This window comes from Bacillus pretiosus, assembly GCF_051294775.1.
Taxonomy (GTDB): Bacteria; Bacillota; Bacilli; order Bacillales; family Bacillaceae_G; genus Bacillus_A; species Bacillus_A wiedmannii.
The window spans coordinates 831,010-848,727 of record NZ_JBPPHF010000002.1; the positions used below are offsets into that span (position 1 = coordinate 831,010).

The 17,718-nt window shown below is 35.3% G+C and carries 21 protein-coding genes; 16 read left to right on the plus strand and 5 right to left on the minus strand.

Annotated elements, in window-relative coordinates:
- Positions 1–90: 90 nt before the first annotated feature.
- Together ACSG5Z_RS12660 and ACSG5Z_RS12665 are read left to right on the plus strand one after the other, a co-directional pair.
- Positions 91–1,308, plus strand: coding sequence for an EAL domain-containing protein (locus tag ACSG5Z_RS12660; protein WP_000564300.1), 1,218 nt, complete (start codon positions 91–93; stop codon positions 1,306–1,308).
- A gap of 182 nt (positions 1,309–1,490) precedes the next feature.
- Positions 1,491–1,979, plus strand: a complete 489-nt coding sequence (locus ACSG5Z_RS12665; protein WP_001233813.1) for a DUF3993 domain-containing protein — start codon at positions 1,491–1,493, stop codon at positions 1,977–1,979.
- 117 nt (positions 1,980–2,096) lie between these two features.
- Here the strand turns inward: ACSG5Z_RS12665 and ACSG5Z_RS12670 are convergent, their stop codons facing one another.
- Positions 2,097–2,333 carry a glutaredoxin family protein gene (locus ACSG5Z_RS12670; protein WP_001225788.1) on the minus strand — a complete coding sequence of 79 codons (237 nt, stop codon included), beginning with the start codon at positions 2,331–2,333 and terminating at the stop codon, positions 2,097–2,099.
- A 233-nt stretch (positions 2,334–2,566) separates the two neighbouring features.
- Between ACSG5Z_RS12670 and ACSG5Z_RS12675 the strand changes: the two genes are divergently transcribed.
- From ACSG5Z_RS12675 to ACSG5Z_RS12720, 10 genes are all read left to right on the plus strand, one after another.
- Complete coding sequence (locus ACSG5Z_RS12675) at positions 2,567–2,803, plus strand: YkuJ family protein (protein ID WP_000055151.1); 237 nt, start codon at positions 2,567–2,569, stop codon at positions 2,801–2,803.
- Positions 2,804–3,018: 215 nt separating this feature from the next.
- Entirely contained in the window at positions 3,019–3,168 is a 150-nt protein-coding gene (locus ACSG5Z_RS12680) for a hypothetical protein (protein ID WP_087985092.1), read from the plus strand.
- Positions 3,169–3,242: 74 nt separating this feature from the next.
- Positions 3,243–3,761 (plus strand): ribonuclease H-like YkuK family protein, encoded by a 519-nt coding sequence (locus ACSG5Z_RS12685; RefSeq protein WP_000896655.1) that lies wholly within the window; start codon positions 3,243–3,245, stop codon positions 3,759–3,761.
- A gap of 108 nt (positions 3,762–3,869) precedes the next feature.
- Complete coding sequence (gene abbA / locus ACSG5Z_RS12690; RefSeq protein ID WP_048546142.1) at positions 3,870–4,061, plus strand: antirepressor AbbA; 192 nt, start codon at positions 3,870–3,872, stop codon at positions 4,059–4,061.
- 161 nt (positions 4,062–4,222) lie between these two features.
- Positions 4,223–4,666: a cyclic-di-AMP-binding protein CbpB gene (cbpB, locus tag ACSG5Z_RS12695; protein ID WP_000623572.1), complete on the plus strand. Its 444-nt coding sequence runs from the start codon at positions 4,223–4,225 to the stop codon at positions 4,664–4,666.
- A gap of 142 nt (positions 4,667–4,808) precedes the next feature.
- Positions 4,809–5,693 (plus strand): transcriptional regulator CcpC, encoded by an 885-nt coding sequence (gene ccpC / locus ACSG5Z_RS12700; RefSeq protein ID WP_002008407.1) that lies wholly within the window; start codon positions 4,809–4,811, stop codon positions 5,691–5,693.
- Between the two features lie 71 nt (positions 5,694–5,764).
- A complete protein-coding gene (gene dapD, locus ACSG5Z_RS12705; protein ID WP_000783245.1) occupies positions 5,765–6,487 on the plus strand; it encodes a 2,3,4,5-tetrahydropyridine-2,6-dicarboxylate N-acetyltransferase in 723 nt (240 codons plus the stop codon).
- Between the two features lie 61 nt (positions 6,488–6,548).
- Complete coding sequence (locus ACSG5Z_RS12710) at positions 6,549–7,679, plus strand: N-acetyldiaminopimelate deacetylase (RefSeq protein WP_000301171.1); 1,131 nt, start codon at positions 6,549–6,551, stop codon at positions 7,677–7,679.
- Positions 7,680–7,933: 254 nt separating this feature from the next.
- Positions 7,934–8,800 carry a hypothetical protein gene (locus tag ACSG5Z_RS12715; RefSeq protein ID WP_046956446.1) on the plus strand — a complete coding sequence of 289 codons (867 nt, stop codon included), beginning with the start codon at positions 7,934–7,936 and terminating at the stop codon, positions 8,798–8,800.
- 83 nt (positions 8,801–8,883) lie between these two features.
- A complete protein-coding gene (locus ACSG5Z_RS12720; protein WP_000504032.1) occupies positions 8,884–9,549 on the plus strand; it encodes a potassium channel family protein in 666 nt (221 codons plus the stop codon).
- 38 nt (positions 9,550–9,587) lie between these two features.
- Here ACSG5Z_RS12720 and rnjA read toward each other — a convergent pair whose 3' ends face one another.
- Together rnjA and ACSG5Z_RS12730 are read right to left on the minus strand one after the other, a co-directional pair.
- Positions 9,588–11,255: a ribonuclease J1 gene (rnjA, locus tag ACSG5Z_RS12725; protein ID WP_000670370.1), complete on the minus strand. Its 1,668-nt coding sequence runs from the start codon at positions 11,253–11,255 to the stop codon at positions 9,588–9,590.
- A gap of 4 nt (positions 11,256–11,259) precedes the next feature.
- On the minus strand, positions 11,260–11,472 hold the full coding sequence (locus ACSG5Z_RS12730; protein WP_048546139.1) for a DNA-dependent RNA polymerase subunit epsilon: 213 nt from the start codon (positions 11,470–11,472) through the stop codon (positions 11,260–11,262).
- A 547-nt stretch (positions 11,473–12,019) separates the two neighbouring features.
- Between ACSG5Z_RS12730 and ACSG5Z_RS12735 the strand changes: the two genes are divergently transcribed.
- Positions 12,020–12,793, plus strand: a complete 774-nt coding sequence (locus tag ACSG5Z_RS12735; protein WP_000998280.1) for a Cof-type HAD-IIB family hydrolase — start codon at positions 12,020–12,022, stop codon at positions 12,791–12,793.
- Positions 12,794–12,853: 60 nt separating this feature from the next.
- Here the strand turns inward: ACSG5Z_RS12735 and def are convergent, their stop codons facing one another.
- Positions 12,854–13,408 (minus strand): peptide deformylase, encoded by a 555-nt coding sequence (def, locus tag ACSG5Z_RS12740; protein WP_076539891.1) that lies wholly within the window; start codon positions 13,406–13,408, stop codon positions 12,854–12,856.
- A 165-nt stretch (positions 13,409–13,573) separates the two neighbouring features.
- Entirely contained in the window at positions 13,574–13,720 is a 147-nt protein-coding gene (locus tag ACSG5Z_RS12745) for a YjcZ family sporulation protein (protein WP_000274561.1), read from the minus strand.
- A gap of 513 nt (positions 13,721–14,233) precedes the next feature.
- Between ACSG5Z_RS12745 and pdhA the strand changes: the two genes are divergently transcribed.
- From pdhA to pdhC, 3 genes are all read left to right on the plus strand, one after another.
- On the plus strand, positions 14,234–15,349 hold the full coding sequence (pdhA, locus tag ACSG5Z_RS12750; protein WP_000536893.1) for a pyruvate dehydrogenase E1 component subunit alpha: 1,116 nt from the start codon (positions 14,234–14,236) through the stop codon (positions 15,347–15,349).
- Between the two features lie 3 nt (positions 15,350–15,352).
- Positions 15,353–16,330 (plus strand): pyruvate dehydrogenase complex E1 component subunit beta, encoded by a 978-nt coding sequence (gene pdhB, locus ACSG5Z_RS12755; RefSeq protein ID WP_000068162.1) that lies wholly within the window; start codon positions 15,353–15,355, stop codon positions 16,328–16,330.
- 93 nt (positions 16,331–16,423) lie between these two features.
- Positions 16,424–17,713 carry a pyruvate dehydrogenase complex dihydrolipoyllysine-residue acetyltransferase gene (gene pdhC, locus ACSG5Z_RS12760; protein ID WP_000863412.1) on the plus strand — a complete coding sequence of 430 codons (1,290 nt, stop codon included), beginning with the start codon at positions 16,424–16,426 and terminating at the stop codon, positions 17,711–17,713.
- The last annotated feature ends 5 nt before the right edge of the window (positions 17,714–17,718 follow it).

Below are 17,718 nucleotides of genomic sequence, written 5' to 3' on the forward strand. Positions count from 1 at the left end.
TAATCCCTTCAGGAAAACTGAAGGGATTTTTTATTATTTTTCCGTAAATATCATGTTATAATTTTTGAAAAGTAAAGGGAGGGAAGTACATTGATAGATGCATTAGATGTAATGAGTAACTTGGATAAAGTCCTTCCTTATTATCAAGCTATTTTTAGTGCTGATGAGCATACTGTAATTGGATATGAGGTAGTAGGACGTATTCAAACAGAAGAGGGCATACAAAGTTTAGCTTCTTTCTTTCATGATGATTCTATTCCGAGTGAGTTTCAACTGGAAGCGGATAACATTATAGTAGAAAAAGCTTTAAATCGTTATTTAGAAAGTGATCAAAAACTATTATTATTTATACATCGGAATGCTAACGTATTAATGAACGATGATGATGAAAGTTTACTTCAACTTTTATTGATGTATGAAGAGCAAGGTTTAAATTTGAAACACATTGTTTTAGAAATTACAGAACATGAATGTAAAGAAGATATAGAGCAATTTAATCATTTGCTTATGTATTATCGTACATATGGTATTCAAATTTCGATTAATAAAGTCGGAACGGGTACAAGTAATTTAGAACGTATTAGCGTGTTAGCACCGGATATTTTAAAAGTAGATTTAACAAACTTAAGGCAAACTGCACTTTTACAATCTTATCAAGATATTTTATATTCTTTATCATTACTTGCTAGAAGAATTGGTGCAACATTGTTATATGAAGAAATAGATGCTTTTTATCAACTACAATATGCTTGGAAAAACGGTGGTAGATATTATCAAGGGAATTATTTGAAAGAGTGCTTACCTGATTTTATTGAAACGAATGTTTTGAAAGAACGACTTGGTAATGAGTGTCATCAATTTATTCAACATGAGAAGAAGAAATTACAAAAAATTTATAATTTAACAGAAATGTTACGTGATCGAATTGGTGATGTTCTAGCCAAACAGAAAAAGAATGAAGATATAAATGATTGGTTATTACAATTTAGCCAAAGTGTATCACAGTGTAGTTTCCGCATATTTATTTGTAACGAAGATGGTTTCCAACAATCAGGAAACGTTATGAAAAAAGATGGGGAATGGATTGTGATGCCTGAGTATTATATGAAGAACTGGAGTTGGCGTCCGTATTTTCTAGAAAATATTATGAAAATGCGTTTTGAGAATAAGGCAAGACTTTCAGATTTATATGCTGATATTGAAACCGGTGAGATGGTACGAACATTTTCCTTCCCAATTGATGATGAAAACTTTTTATTTATAGATTTATCGTATGAATATTTATATGAAGAAGATGTTTTATTTTAATGCACGAAGAGATTCGTGCATTTTTTGTTTGTTTTTATCATAAATTGGTAATAGTGAAAATGGTGATGAAAATGCTGTCTATCGTTGTAAAGATTTTACGAACGAAACCACCCCTGTCTTTGCATAATCATTGTTACAATGAATACTACAAAGACAAGTTTTCTTAAAAGGAAGGTGAAAAAATGAGGAAATATGGAATATGGTTAGTTCTATTTGTATGCGTTGCCTTTCTAGTTGGTTATAGTGTCACAACTGTTTTAGGAAAAGAGGAAGTGAAAGTCGATCGGGAAGAAGTGTTTACAACGATACAAAAGGGCTATGAAACCCAATTTTCAATTCGTGGGAAGCATTTGCCGATGAATAAGATGATAGAAACGTTATCACCATATTTTACAGAGAATTTCCTTCAAGTATTTACAGATGAAAATAGTAGAAGTGATAAACAAAGTGGTGAATATTTACTTCCAGCAAAAGAAGCGCCGTTTTCTTTTCATTCAGAAACGAAAATGTCATATGATGAAGAGCATAAAATTTTATATGTATATGAGCGGGCGAAAAGTGGACAATATCAAATTGTAACATTGCAAAGAGATCAAGGGAAATGGAAATTGGCCGGATATCATGAAAGCCAAGAACTTTTAACTGAAATAAAACGATTACAACAATTATAAAGTGAAACTGTAATTGGTGGGGGATGTTCATCTCTCACTGAGTAATAGCTCGCACCAATCGGGCTATTACTGCCCACAAATAGTGGGATAAAAATAAGAATAGGTCTTTACCTATTCTTATTCAATATTGAGTAGCTGTTGTAATTTTTCAATTTGAAAACCAGCAACAACTTCTCCATCAATTACAACTGTTGGAGTTGAATACGAATCATAGTCGTATAAAAGACGATTGCGTGCAGCAGCGTCTTTTTTTACGTCAAATTCTTCATATACAACGTTATTATGCTTTAAAAATTCTTTCACAATGACACATGGCGGACAATCAGGTTGTGTGTAAACCTCAATTTTTCTCATTGTAATTCCTCCTTTTTTCTGTTTTTTATTATATTCTTCCAGTATAAAAATCGCAATAAAGAAGGGAAAAGATGTTCTTTCTGTTTTTTCCTTCGCATTTCGACAAATTTTTAGTTGAGTTTCTGGCCAATAACCTTTATCCTAGACTGTGGAACATTTTTTCTGTTATGACGGATAGAATGAGTATAGCTGTAAAACCTATTGGTAGGAAGATCAGAGAAAGGAGAGATTTCATGTCTCTACTCCAAGGAATTTTAACTCGACTTGTTAGTCTACAAGAACAAGCTGAAAGCGGTGAAGTAGCACAACGCTATTTTGAAGTGAACGGTGAGCGCAAATGTAGCGTGAAATTTTTCGATAAAAGTGAAATGTATGAGTTAGAAGTGTATCAACAAGGTGAAAAACCTCAAGTGTATCAATTCGATAATATCGATATGGTTGCAATTGAGATTTACGATATCATTTCTTGATACATATAAAAAAGGTGTTGCCATATGGCAACACCTTTTTTAGTTCTATTACTTTTTAGCATATATGTATAGGGAGTTTTCATTTTTCCTACAATGGTAATAAAGTGAAATTGTAATCAGTGGGGCTTCTTCGTCCTATACTGAATATTAGTCATCACCAATTGGTTGTTTACAGATAGCAAAAGCGAGATAAAAATAACGAGGAGGTGTGTTGTATGGAACGTTTACCAGTTGTGCTTTGTCCTAAATGTCACAATTCTGCTGAGATTATTCATGTATTAACAGCTCAATCGAATCAAAATGTAATTTATACGTGCCAAGTTTGCCATTATGTAATTCGAAATATTGAAACGAATAAAGGATAGGAAGTTATAATTTTTATTTTTGTCCCATACAATGAGAATACGAAAAGTCTGTCTAATTGAAAGGACGTGACTATGTGGCCGGTGAACATACATTTTATAATGTTTCAGAGAGACATTTAAATTTTGATATGGTCTTTAGCCGTATTTGTAGTTTCATTGAAAAGGATCCACGAAATTTATATCGCTTATCCATTGGGACAGACTCACAAGCACATCAAAAGGATACGAGGTTTATTACGGCAATTCATATTCATCGCGTTGGAAAAGGTGCCTGGGGGTGTTTACACCATAAATCAGTGAAAGATAAGCCAGCAACTTTACGTGAGAAAATATATTTAGAAACGCAGTTTAGCCAAGAGATCGCATGCCTATTTACTCCAAATCATATACAAACAATATGGGATTTATTGCATCCATATGCTCAAGAGGGAGCTGGATTTATAATGGAAATTCACTTGGATATCGGAAATGATGGTTTAACAAAAGAATTTATTCTAGATATGACAGCGAAAATTCAAGCGATGGGATTAACTGCAAAAATTAAGCCAGATGCTTATGCGGCGTTTAGTTATGCAAATCGATATACGAAATAAAAAACAATTTTTATATATCCTTTGCTAAAAACTGAATATTACATCTATTAAATAGGTTGGAAATTATATATAATAAGAGTAACGATGCGAGTATAAGGAGAGGGGTATATGAAAAGGGAATTTGTTTTAACAGAAGAAGAAGAGAGTTTGTTACTAGATATTCTATTTCAGCAAAATTATGCGAGTGAAATTTTAGCTGTGGAAATTACAGATATTGAGAATGGTTTAAAACAGACAGATGTGACACAATATAAAAAAATCACAAGGTTATTTTACAGATTAAAAAATAAGGGGTATTAAGCGCTACCGGGATGGTAGTCTTTTTTTTGTGTTGTATGCTAAAATAGCTGTGTAATTTTGTTTTTATTGAAATAAAGTAAGGACAAAATAATAATATGAAAACGCTGTCATAAAATATGAATAGATTCGGTGATTAAAAGTAGGAAAATGGGGGATGTAATATGATTAGTATTCCGAAAGACGAGTTTCAACAAATTTTTGTGAAAGATTTAATGATTTCATCAGAAAAAGTAGCACATGTCCAAATGGGGAATGGTTTAGAGCATGCTTTACTCGTTCTTGTGAAATCTGGATATTCGGCGATACCTGTTTTGGACCCGATGTATAAATTGCATGGGTTAATTAGTACTGCTATGATTTTAGATGGTATGTTAGGGTTAGAACGTATTGAGTTTGAAAGACTTGACGAAATGAAAGTAGAACAGGTGATGAAGGAAGACATTCCGGTTCTTAAGTTAGAAGATTCGTTTGCAAAAGCTTTAGAAATGACAATTGATCATCCTTTTATTTGCGCTGTCAATGAAGATGGGTATTTTGAGGGGATTTTAACACGTCGGGCTATTTTAAAATTGTTGAATAAAAAAGTAAGGCAACATAATCGATAATGTGAGAAAAGTGACTTCATAGAAGCGGAGAAGTCACTTTTTTTTCGTGCATATCAGTTGTGTATGTATTATATTTAAAAAGATAAAAAATATAAGAGTATATAGTTAAATTAAGGATGAAAAGCTTATTAAGATAAGGTGTATGGAAGCTAAGGAAAGAGGGAGAAAGTTGCAAATTGATGATTTTCAAATGATGGTTGTGTTAGCTCAGGAATCAAATATGAGAAAAGCGGCGGAACGTTTATTTGTTTCACAACCTGCGCTTAGTCAACGATTACAATCTATGGAGAAACAATGGGGAATGAAGTTTTTTATTCGCTCACAAAAAGGATTGACAATTACACCTGAAGGGGAAAAAGTCGCAAATTATGCAAAAGAAATGCTGCAAAAGGAAGAGGATATTAAAAGTGAGCTAGCTGTTTTTAGAACAGAAACTCACGGAACGTTAAAAATAGCTGTTGCATCAGTTATTGGTCAATATTGGCTTCCTCCTGTTTTGAAGAAGTTTGTACATAAATACCCTTCTGTGAAAATATCGCTGTTTACTGGCTGGAGTAGTGAAGTACAAAAGCAATTTTATGAAGGGGACGTTCATGTTGCTATATTGAGAGGAACACAAGAATATAAAGGTCAGAAGCAACAATTATTTGAAGATGAACTTTATTTAGTGGATAAAGAAATAAAAGATATTACGATGTTAAAAGAAACAAATAGACCATTTATTCAATTTAAAAGTGATTCGACTTATTATGGACAAATACAAAATTGGTGGTATGGTTTATTTTCTAATCCACCTAAGAGAACAATTGTGGTTGATCAAATTGAGACTTGCAAGCAACTCGTTTTAAATGGTATAGGTTATGCTCTTTTACCTTCTACTGTTTTAAAAGAAGTACAGGAAAATATGTATAAAACACCTGTTCAATTAACGAGAGAAACATGGTTATTGACGAGTGAATCGGCCAGACAATTGAAGCAAGTAAGGGCATTTTTAGAAATTATAGAAGAAATTCAAATGGAAAAATAGGATTATTATCTTGCTACTCGCTCTATCGTTTGGTAGAGTAACATTATAAATGGATTTAGGAGGCAACAAGAATGAAAATGATGGACGCTAACGAAATTATTTCGTTTATTCAAAAAAGTGAAAAGAAAACTCCTGTAAAGGTATACATAAAAGGGGATTTAAAAGAAGTAACATTCCCTGAAACGGTACAAGCATTTGTAAATAAAAAGTCTGGTGTATTATTTGGAGAATGGTCTGAAATTAAGACAATTCTTGATGAAAATAGCAAGCACATCGTTGATTACGTTGTTGAAAATGACCGTCGTAATTCTGCAATTCCAATGCTTGATTTAAAAGGTATTAAAGCTCGTATTGAGCCAGGCGCGATTATTCGTGATCACGTTGAAATCGGCGACAACGCTGTTATTATGATGAATGCAACAATTAATATCGGTGCTGTAATTGGTGAAGGTACTATGATTGACATGAACGCGGTACTTGGTGGACGTGCAACTGTTGGTAAGAACTGTCACGTAGGTGCAGGTGCAGTACTTGCAGGTGTTATTGAGCCGCCTTCAGCAAAACCAGTTATCGTTGAAGATGATGTTGTAATTGGTGCAAACGTAGTTGTGTTAGAGGGAGTTACAGTAGGTAAGGGTGCAGTTGTAGCAGCAGGAGCTGTTGTAACAGAAGATGTACCTCCATATACAGTTGTTGCCGGTACTCCAGCACGTGTAATTAAAGAGATTGATGAGAAGACAAAAGCAAAAACTGAAATTAAACAAGAGCTTCGTCAATTAAACCCAGAGAAATAAACACAAAAAAAGCGTAAGAGCATAACAGGCTCTTGCGCTTTTTATAGATAGAGGTGCAAAAATGGCAGTAAGCAAATTCGTTCAAATTCGTAGAGACTTACACAAAATACCGGAAATTGGATTTAAAGAGTGGAAAACACAACAGTATATTTTAGATTACATAGGAACGCTTTCGAATGAATATGTGGAAGTGAAAGTATGGAAAACGGGTGTCATTGTTAAAGTAAATGGAAAAAATCCAGAAAAAATTATCGGTTATCGCGCAGATATAGACGGTTTACCAATTACCGAAGAAACTGGATATGAGTTTGCTTCTATTCATGAAGGAATGATGCATGCATGTGGACACGATTTGCATACAACAATCGGTTTAGGCCTTCTAACAGCAGCTGTAACAGAAAGAATAGATGATGACCTTGTGTTTCTATTCCAACCAGCTGAAGAAGGGCCAGGAGGGGCTCTTCCTATGTTAGAGAGTGAAGAGTTAAAAGAATGGAAGCCGAATATAATTCTTGGTCTTCATATTGCACCTGAATACGCTGTAGGAACAATTGCCACAAAAGAGGGGCTATTATTTGCAAATACATCAGAGTTATATGTTGATTTGAAAGGGAAAGGTGGACATGCAGCCTACCCGCATACTGCAAATGATATGATTGTAGCGGCAAGTCACCTTGTTACACAACTTCAATCCGTTATTAGTCGTAATGTGAATCCTCTTGATAGTGCAGTGATTACAATCGGAAAAATAACAGGTGGTACAGTTCAAAATATCATAGCAGAAAAGTCTCGGTTAGAAGGAACGATTCGAACTTTATCAGTGGAATCAATGAGGCGTGTTAAAAGTAGGATTGAGGCAATTGTTGCAGGTATAGAAGCTTCCTTCCAATGTGAAGCTGTTATTGACTATGGAGCAATGTATCATCAAGTATATAACCATGAAGTATTAACGAGAGAGTTTATGCAGTTTGTAAGTGAACAAACTGATATGAATGTAATTACATGTACTGAGGCAATGACAGGGGAAGATTTTGGTTATATGCTTCAAGAGATTCCTGGATTTATGTTTTGGCTTGGGGTAAATTCAGAATATGGTTTACATCATGCAAAATTAAAACCAGATGAAGAGGTTATTGAGAAAGCTATCGCATTTTTAGATCAATATGTAAAGTGGAAAGGAACTAGAAAGTAAACTCGCTCGCCAACTTTGAAAAAACTTACAGTGGGTACTTGTTAGTTCCAAGACGAAAACATCTTTCATATTTGTTTTGGATACACATGGGCATACAAATGGATAAAGTAATGAGCAGCGGTTTTGAGCCGCTGCTCATTATTCATTATCGCTTATTGAGAAGATGATTAGTTAACTAGCTTATATATGTTTACATTTCGTGTAGAAAGTGTGTAAAATCAAGGTGAAACATAGAAAAAAGGGTGGGGAATTACGTGCAAATTAGCAGTGCAATGTTGTGTTTCGTCTTATATGCGTATGTTATTATTGCGGCGGTGTATTTTGGGATAAGTTTTTATGCCTACCGTTTAGTAGATAATCACGAATATGACGAAACATATAAATGGGTGAAAAGATATTTATCACCTGTATTAGAAATTATGAATGGGTTTGTGCTCTTTTTATTTATTGGATTAATTGCTTTCTCGACGAGTTTAGTAGGGAATAAAACGACATTATTTGTACTAGGTATCATTATTTTTATGTTGTTAGGGATACGGATTGGTAACACAGTGTTTTGGAATGAAAGAAAAGTAGATGGTTGGACTGGAATGTTAATCCCGTGTATGTTAGCGGCTATCGTGACAAACATAGAGCATGAGTATTATCAATTACATTTTTGGCTTATTATCGTTTTAACAATTCTTTCAGTTTTGTACATAAGTACGGTAGTACTCACATACATTGCACATGAAAAAGGTGATGTTAAAGGAACACGCTTCTTTAGAGGGCGAGCATTATTTTGGAGTGTGCCAACGATGGCTGTTATAGGAATTATTGCGATATTAGTAAATGGATATCAATTTACTAATTGGCAACTGTTTTTAGAAAATTGGTGGATTTTCATTATTTCGTTTATCGCTTTTTTAGGTGCAACACATTATTTATTCCATCAACATCATTATATATTGGCATTGCTATTCGCATTTACACAACTATTATTTGCTTTCTTCGGACAAGAAACGTTATTATTCGTTTTTGAAACATTTAGTTCATTTGGAAATATATTTGTATTTGGTATGTTAATTTTCAGTATCGCATTTTATTTACAACAGTATTTTTATATGCAAAAACAAAAATAAGAATGATATACAGGTTTTTGTAGCAAATCTAAAGTATGTTACAATAAAAATACATAGTATTCGATGTTATTGGAGGAATTCCTGTGGGTGAAAAAGAGAAAGAATTTGCTGTCATTGGCCTTGGACGTTTTGGTGGAAGCATTTGCCGAGAACTCGCTCAATTAGGTATGGAAGTAATGGCAATTGATTCAGATGAAGATAAAATTAATGAGTTTGCAAATATAGCTTCACATGCTGTAATTGCAGATTCAACAGATGAGATGGTATTAAAAAGTCTTGGTATTCGTAATTTTGATCATGTAGTCGTTGCTATTGGAGACAATTTAAATTCAAGTATTTTAACAACATTAATTTTAAAAGAGTTAGGTGTAAAAAATATTACTGTAAAAGCTCAAAATGATTACCATGAAAAAGTGTTAAGTAAAATAGGGGCAGATCACATTGTGCACCCCGAGCGTGATATGGGAAAAAGGATTGCTAATAATATTGCATCAAGTAATGTATTAGACTATCTTGAGCTTTCAGATGAGCATAGTATTGTAGAGATTATTGCAAATAAAAAAATTGATGGTCATTCTTTAATCGAATTAGATATTCGTGCGAAGTTTGGATTGAATATTGTAGCGATTAAACGTGGTAAAGAAGTTATTGTATCTCCTCGAGCTACGGAAAATATTCAAGCGGGAGATATATTAATTGTAATTGGTCATGACGATGAAGTAGATCGTTTTAAACACTTTTTAAGATAAGAGAAAAGGACAATACCATGAAGGTATTGTCCTTTTTCTTATATTTCCATAATGATTGGTAAAATCATTGGGCGACGTTTCGTTTTCTCATATAGGAATGGTGCTAATGTATCTGTAATTTCATTTTTAATTTCAGACCATTGTGTTGTTTTACGCTCCATTACTTTTTCTAAATGAGTTGTAATTAATGTTTGAGCATCATTAATTAAATCACTACTTTCGCGCATATACACAAAACCACGTGAGATAATATCAGGTCCTGCTGCAACTTTAAACTCTTTCATATCAATGCTTACAACTACAATAACAAGTCCTTCTTCAGAAAGAATACGACGATCGCGTAACACGATATTACCGATATCTCCAATACCATTTCCGTCAATATAGACAGATCCAGATGGTATTTTACCAGCTACGCTTGCTTCATCAGAACGAAGAGCAAGAACATCTCCATTATCCATGATGAAACAGTTTTCTTCTGGAATACCACAATCGTTTGCTAACTTCATATGCATACGTTGCATGCGGTATTCACCATGAATTGGCATGAAATACTTCGGTTTAATTAGACGAAGCATTAGTTTTTGTTCTTCTTGTCCACCGTGTCCACTCGTATGAATGTTTGACAGTTTTCCGTGGATTACATCAGCACCAGCACGATACAACATGTTAATTGTACGGCTTACACTAATTGTATTACCAGGGATTGGTGAAGAAGAGAAAACAACTGTGTCGCCAGGAATGATTTGAATTTGACGATGAGTACCATTAGCAATACGTGAAAGTGCTGCCATTGGCTCACCTTGACTACCTGTACATAAAATAACAACTTTATTAGCCGGTAGGCGGTTTAGTTGAGCTGTATCTATGAATGTATCCTTCGGACAGCGAATATAACCAAGGTTTTGTCCGATTTCAATCGCCGCTTCCATACTGCGACCGAACACAGCCACTTTACGATTGTTTTCAACAGCCGCTTCAACAACTTGTTGTAGACGATGGATATTTGATGCAAAGGTTGCAAAGATAATACGACCTTCTACTTTGCGGAAAATATCTTGAATACTATCACCAACACGGCGCTCAGACATTGTAAAGTTTGGAACTTCACTGTTTGTACTGTCAGATAAGAGACAAAGTACGCCGTCTTTTCCGATTTCAGCCATTTTTGTTAAGTCCGCTGGTTCACCGACTGGTGTGAAATCAAATTTGAAATCGCCAGTATGAACAACTTGTCCTTGAGGTGTTTTCACAACAACTCCGTATGAATCTGGGATACTGTGAGTTGTACGGAAGAAGGAAACAGATGTCTTTTTAAATTTAATAACATCATCTTCTTGAATTTCATAAAGTTTTGCTTTACGAAGTAATCCGTGCTCTTCTAATTTGTTTTTGATTAGTGCAATTGCTAATTTTCCGCCATAAATCGGGATGTTTACTTGACGTAATAAGTAAGGAATTCCACCGATATGATCTTCGTGACCATGTGTAATGAATAATCCTTTAATTTTATCTTCGTTTCGCACAAAATAAGTGTAATCTGGTATTACATAATCGATTCCGAGGAGTTCGTCTTCTGGAAATTTAATTCCAGCATCAATAATAATAATTTCATCTTGAAATTGAACAGCATATGTATTTTTACCGATTTCACCAAGTCCACCTAAAGCAAAAACGGCAGCTTGATCATTCTTTAGAAATTTCATATGACTATACGATTTCCGCTAATATTAAATCAGCGTTTTCTTTTTCATATTCAAGATGAGCACCAGTAACAGACTGAACGAACTCGATATTATATGCGAACTTATTTAATTTCTTACGAACATCCTTTTCAGACGTAGCCTCTAAATATAAAACTTTTGTATTTTCACGTACTGGAACCTCAGTCAATTTTACTTGATAAAATACTTTAAAAATCATTTGGAAAACCTCTCCTTGTCTATGTTTTGCATTATCTGTTACTTATTATAAAGCAAACAGTCACGATTTTCATGTTTTTTCGAATGAGAATGAAGAAAAAGCCCGAAATGGGCACAATTTAAGCGATTGTCTTTTTACGGACTAGATCTTTTAAATAACGCTTGAGCTTTTTCTTCAGCTTCTTCAGCATGATTACTCCTTCCTTTCCTTATTTAAAACATGCATATTACTAGTGAAAACTCCGTCTCTGATATAAGAAAGAAGACAAAAGTGAATGTTGAATCTTGTCCTTTCTCATACAGGGAAAGTTATTCTATAGTAACGATTAGTAGCCGTTAGTTATAGGTATAGTATGAGAAAGAATAGAAAAGAAAATTCATACGAACAAGTATCCACATTTTTTACTAATATATATATGCAGGTTTCATAAATAAGGTCAGAAAGTGAACGCTTTCTTCACAGATGTTTAATATGTTATACTTTTTTTTAGAATTTGAAAAGCGATAATCAAAATAGGAATATAGAGTAACAGAAAGGATTTTGACAAATGAATGATAAAATTGTCTTTTTTGATATTGATGGAACATTATTAGATCATGATAAGAAGATTCCGCAATCTACACGAGATGCAGTAAGACATTTACAAGAGAAAGGTGTGCATGTAGCAATTGCGACAGGACGTGCGCCATTTATGTTTGAAGATATTCGTGAGGAACTCAATATACATAATTATGTTAGCTTTAATGGACAGTACGTTGTATTTGAAGATGAGGTAATATTTAATAACCCGTTACATCCAGCTGCCTTACATAAGTTTACTCAGTTTGCAAAACAAGAAGGATATCCACTTGTATATCTTGATCATCAAGAAATGAGAGCATCGGTGGAATATCATGATTATGTGAAGGAAGGTTTTGGAAGCTTAAATTTTGAGCATCCGGCATATGAACCTGATTTCTATGAGAAACGTAATATTTATCAAACACTTCTTTTCTGTGAAGTGAATGAAGAAGAAAAGTTTATTAATCATTATCCAGACTTTCATTTTATTCGCTGGCATGCATATTCAATGGATATTATTCCGAATGGTGGTTCGAAGGCAAAAGGAATTGAGAAATTCATTGAAAAATTAGGATTTAACCGTGAACAAGTGTATGCATTTGGAGATGGTTTAAATGATTTAGAAATGATCGAAGCAGTTGGGACAGGTATTGTGATGGGTAATGGTCATGAAGACTTGAAAAAACTTGCAAATCACGTGACAAAGGATGTTAGTGAAGACGGCATATATCATGGATTAAAATGGGCTGGATTGCTATAAGTGAATATGGAACCCATTTCATATAAAAAAAGGCGGAAGATTAACTTCCGCCTTTTTTTATTATCGCTCTAAAGGTTTTGAATCGTCAGGAGCAGCAAATGGATTTTCTTTATTAATGTGATCATAGAACATAACACCATTTAAATGGTCAATCTCATGCTGAAATACGATTGCTGGTAAACCTTTTAAACGTAATTTTACTTCTTCGCCGTTGATAGATGTTGCTTTCACTGTAATTCTTGTGTAACGAGGGACATAACCAGGTACTTCGCGGTCTACTGATAGACAGCCTTCTCCACTTTGTAAATATGTACGTTCAACAGAATGACTAATGATTTTTGGGTTGAATAATGCATGACTATATAACGTACCGTCCGTATCAGTTACATGAACCGCAATCATTTTCTTCGAAATACCGATTTGTGGAGCCGCTAATCCGATTCCAGGGCGCAAACTATATTTTTCAGCCATTTCAGGATCTTGGCTATTTATTACAAATTCAATCATTTCTTTAAGGGTAGTTGTATCTTCTTCGCTCGCCGGCATTGATACCTCTTCTGCAACGTTTCGCAAAATAGAATCTCCTTCGCGAATTACATCTTTCATTGTAAGCATATGTAATCTCTCCTTTCTTCTTTAGTCTACCAAAGGAGGTGGAAAAAGTCATCGACAAGTAGGGAAGCACTTTGGAAAGTGTTTTACTATAGAATATTTATGTATGTAATAAAAAGAAAAGACGGCAAAGCCGTCTGTTTCTTTCCATAGTTGTTTCATTTTACATTAGCGAATGCAAGCAGCACCAACGATAATTAAAAGAATAAACAACACAACGATTAAGGCGAAGCCGCGTCCAGACCCGCCACAAGAACCGCCATAACCGTAGGATGGATTTGAACAAGTTGGATAGCAATATGAGTATCCGTACATGAGATGACCTCCTTTATCATTTCCCGCTAACACTGCGGTTACTATAATGTATGGAGGGAAGGATAGAAATGTATGGGTAATTACCTATAAAAGGAAGAAGAGTTTGTATATTTTTGCTAAGAAGAGAGAAAAACTAAAGAGAATTAAATCGTTTACATATTATTCTAAGAGAAAAAATAAGTTGAAAAGGGAATAATATAACAGTAGGTTAATGCTTACTAATACAGATGTGAAAAATAAAAACACGTTTGTGTAGAAGAAACCTGCAGATTATTTATAAAAAAACGTATCCAAAGTAATTGACATCGTAATTAGAATAGTTGTAAACTAAAAAACGTGATCAAGATTGTATTAATATGTTTCTGAAAAAACATTAGTACAGATTGTTAGGTACACAAAATTATTCTCAACCGACAGATAAATTTGTTGGTTTACATTGTTGCGTTTTCAGTCTAGCTAATAGATAGTGAAAGCGTTTCAGAATATGGTTCAAGAGAGGAAGAGGTGAACGGAATGGGTACTAAAACAAAAAAGACCCTATTTAATGTTGATGAGCAAATGAAAGCTATCGCAGCTCAATTTGAGACATTACAAATTTTAAATGAAAAAGGCGAAGTTGTGAATGAAGCGGCTATGCCTGAATTATCTGATGATCAATTAAAAGAATTAATGCGCCGTATGGTGTATACTCGCGTACTAGATCAACGTTCTATTTCTTTAAACCGTCAAGGACGTTTAGGTTTCTACGCACCAACAGCTGGACAAGAGGCTTCTCAATTAGCAAGTCATTTCGCACTTGAAGCAGAAGATTTCATCTTACCAGGATATCGTGATGTGCCACAATTAGTATGGCACGGTTTACCATTATACCAAGCATTCTTATTCTCTCGTGGACATTTCATGGGTAACCAAATGCCTGAGAATGTAAATGCACTTGCTCCACAAATCATTATCGGTGCGCAAATCATCCAAACTGCTGGTGTTGCGTTAGGTATGAAACTACGTGGGAAAAAATCTGTTGCAATTACTTACACTGGTGACGGTGGTGCTTCACAAGGTGACTTCTACGAAGGTATGAACTTTGCGGGTGCATTCAAAGCTCCAGCAATCTTCGTTGTACAAAACAACCGTTATGCAATCTCTACTCCAGTAGAAAAGCAATCTGCAGCTAAAACTGTAGCACAAAAAGCAGTAGCAGCAGGTATTTACGGAATTCAAGTAGACGGTATGGATCCATTAGCTGTATACGCAGCAACTGCTTTCGCTCGTGAGCGTGCAGTAAACGGAGAAGGCCCTACTTTAATCGAGACTTTAACATTCCGTTACGGTCCACATACAATGGCTGGTGATGACCCAACTCGTTACCGTACAAAAGATATCGAGAACGAATGGGAACAAAAAGATCCAATCGTACGCTTCCGTGCATTCTTAGAAAACAAAGGCCTATGGTCTCAAGAAGTTGAAGAGAAAGTAATCGAAGAAGCAAAAGAAGATATCAAACAAGCAATTGCTAAGGCTGACCAAGCTCCAAAACAAAAAGTTACTGATTTAATGGAAATCATGTACGAAAAAATGCCTTACAACTTAGCTGAACAATATGAAATTTACAAAGAAAAGGAGTCGAAGTAAGCCATGGCTCAAATGACAATGATTCAAGCAATCACTGATGCTTTACGCGTTGAAATGAAAAATGACCCTAACGTACTTGTGTTTGGTGAAGACGTTGGTGTAAACGGCGGTGTATTCCGTGCTACTGAAGGTTTACAAGCTGAATTCGGTGAAGATCGTGTAATGGATACTCCACTTGCAGAGTCTGGTATTGGTGGACTTGCAGTTGGACTTGCATTAGAAGGCTTCCGTCCAGTTCCAGAAATCCAATTCTTCGGTTTCATTTATGAAGTAATGGATTCAGTTTCTGGTCAATTAGCTCGTATGCGTTACCGTTCTGGTGGACGTTGGACTGCTCCAGTAACAATTCGTTCTCCATTCGGTGGCGGTGTTCATACTCCTGAACTACATGCTGATAGCTTAGAAGGATTAGTGGCTCAACAACCTGGTCTAAAAGTTGTTATTCCATCTACTCCATACGATGCAAAAGGTCTTTTAATCTCTGCGATTCGTGACAACGATCCAGTTATCTACTTAGAGCATATGAAATTGTACCGTTCATTCCGTCAAGATGTACCAGAAGGCGATTACACAATTGATTTAGGTAAAGCTGATATCAAACGTGAAGGTACAGATGTATCTGTTATCGCTTACGGTGCTATGGTTCATGCTGCATTAAAAGCTGCTGAAGAACTTGAAAAAGAAGGTATCTCTTTAGAGGTAGTTGACTTACGTACAGTTCAACCATTAGATATCGAAACAATCATCGCTTCTGTTGAAAAAACAGGCCGCGTAGTTGTAGTTCAAGAAGCACAAAAACAAGCTGGTATTGCAGCTAACGTTGTAGCGGAAATTAACGACCGTGCAATCTTAAACTTAGAAGCTCCAGTTGTACGTGTTGCAGCTGCTGATACAGTATTCCCATTCTCTCAAGCTGAGAGCGTATGGTTACCAAACCATAAAGATATTGTTGAAGCTGTTAACAAAGTAATGAACTTCTAATTTTTAGCTTTTCATGTGCAAAAGAAATCAGCACATGCTGGTTTCTTTTGTACATATTCCATAATAATGAAATGAATCAGGGGGCTGAATTCCGTGGCATTTGAATTTAAACTACCAGATATCGGTGAAGGTATCCACGAAGGTGAAATCGTAAAATGGTTTATTAAACCAGGCGATGAAGTAAACGAAGACGATGTACTTCTTGAAGTACAAAATGATAAAGCAGTAGTAGAAATCCCTTCTCCTGTTAAAGGTAAAGTACTTGAAGTACTTGTAGAAGAAGGAACAGTTGCAATTGTAGGAGATACATTAATTAAATTTGATGCTCCTGGATACGAAAACCTTAAATTTAAAGGTGACGATCATGATGCAGCTCCAAAAGCTGAAGAAGCAGCAGTAGAAGCTCCAGCAGCGGAAGCTACTCCAGCAGCAACTGCAGAAGTAGTAAATGAGCGCGTAATCGCTATGCCATCTGTTCGTAAATATGCTCGTGAGAACGGCGTAGACATTCATAAAGTAGCTGGTTCTGGTAAGAACGGCCGTATCGTAAAAGCTGACATCGATGCATTTGCAAATGGTGGACAAGCAGTAGCAGCAACTGAGGCTCCAGCAGCAGTAGAAGCTACTCCAGCAGCAGCGAAAGAAGAAGCACCAAAAGCACAACCAATCCCAGCTGGTGAATATCCAGAAACTCGTGAGAAAATGAGTGGTATCCGTAAAGCGATTGCTAAAGCAATGGTTAACTCTAAGCATACAGCTCCTCACGTAACATTAATGGATGAAGTAGATGTAACAGAACTTGTTGCTCACCGTAAGAAGTTCAAAGCTGTTGCAGCTGACAAAGGTATTAAATTAACTTACCTTCCATACGTTGTTAAAGCTTTAACATCTGCATTACGTGAATACCCAATGTTAAACACTTCTTTAGATGATGCTTCTCAAGAAGTAGTTCATAAACATTACTTCAACATCGGTATCGCAGCTGATACAGACAAAGGTCTATTAGTACCAGTTGTTAAAGATACAGATCGCAAGTCTATCTTCACTATTTCTAACGAGATCAATGATCTTGCTGGTAAAGCACGTGATGGTCGTTTAGCTCCGGCTGAAATGAAAGGTGCTTCTTGCACAATCACAAACATTGGTTCTGCAGGTGGACAATGGTTCACTCCAGTTATCAATCACCCAGAAGTAGCAATCCTTGGTATCGGCCGTATCGCTGAGAAGCCAGTTGTGAAAAACGGTGAAATCGTTGCAGCTCCAGTATTAGCATTATCTCTAAGCTTTGACCATCGTTTAATTGACGGCGCAACTGCTCAAAAAGCATTAAACCAAATTAAACGTCTATTGAATGACCCACAATTATTAGTAATGGAGGCGTAATAACA

Excerpts from the sequence above, each read along its gene's own strand:
- ACSG5Z_RS12665 (WP_001233813.1), top strand. The coding sequence starts at position 1,491 with ATGAGGAAATATGGAATATGGTTAGTTCTATTTGTATGCGTTGCCTTT.
- ACSG5Z_RS12670 (WP_001225788.1), bottom strand. The coding sequence starts at position 2,333 with ATGAGAAAAATTGAGGTTTACACACAACCTGATTGTCCGCCATGTGTC.
- ACSG5Z_RS12675 (WP_000055151.1), top strand. The coding sequence starts at position 2,567 with ATGTCTCTACTCCAAGGAATTTTAACTCGACTTGTTAGTCTACAAGAA.
- ACSG5Z_RS12680 (WP_087985092.1), top strand. The coding sequence starts at position 3,019 with ATGGAACGTTTACCAGTTGTGCTTTGTCCTAAATGTCACAATTCTGCT.
- abbA (WP_048546142.1), top strand. The coding sequence starts at position 3,870 with ATGAAAAGGGAATTTGTTTTAACAGAAGAAGAAGAGAGTTTGTTACTA.
- cbpB (WP_000623572.1), top strand. The coding sequence starts at position 4,223 with ATGATTAGTATTCCGAAAGACGAGTTTCAACAAATTTTTGTGAAAGAT.
- ccpC (WP_002008407.1), top strand. The coding sequence starts at position 4,809 with ATGGAAGCTAAGGAAAGAGGGAGAAAGTTGCAAATTGATGATTTTCAA.
- dapD (WP_000783245.1), top strand. The coding sequence starts at position 5,765 with ATGAAAATGATGGACGCTAACGAAATTATTTCGTTTATTCAAAAAAGT.
- ACSG5Z_RS12710 (WP_000301171.1), top strand. The coding sequence starts at position 6,549 with ATGGCAGTAAGCAAATTCGTTCAAATTCGTAGAGACTTACACAAAATA.
- rnjA (WP_000670370.1), bottom strand. The coding sequence starts at position 11,255 with ATGAAATTTCTAAAGAATGATCAAGCTGCCGTTTTTGCTTTAGGTGGA.
- ACSG5Z_RS12730 (WP_048546139.1), bottom strand. The coding sequence starts at position 11,472 with ATGATTTTTAAAGTATTTTATCAAGTAAAATTGACTGAGGTTCCAGTA.
- ACSG5Z_RS12735 (WP_000998280.1), top strand. The coding sequence starts at position 12,020 with ATGAATGATAAAATTGTCTTTTTTGATATTGATGGAACATTATTAGAT.
- def (WP_076539891.1), bottom strand. The coding sequence starts at position 13,408 with ATGCTTACAATGAAAGATGTAATTCGCGAAGGAGATTCTATTTTGCGA.
- ACSG5Z_RS12745 (WP_000274561.1), bottom strand. The coding sequence starts at position 13,720 with ATGTACGGATACTCATATTGCTATCCAACTTGTTCAAATCCATCCTAC.
- pdhA (WP_000536893.1), top strand. The coding sequence starts at position 14,234 with ATGGGTACTAAAACAAAAAAGACCCTATTTAATGTTGATGAGCAAATG.
- pdhB (WP_000068162.1), top strand. The coding sequence starts at position 15,353 with ATGGCTCAAATGACAATGATTCAAGCAATCACTGATGCTTTACGCGTT.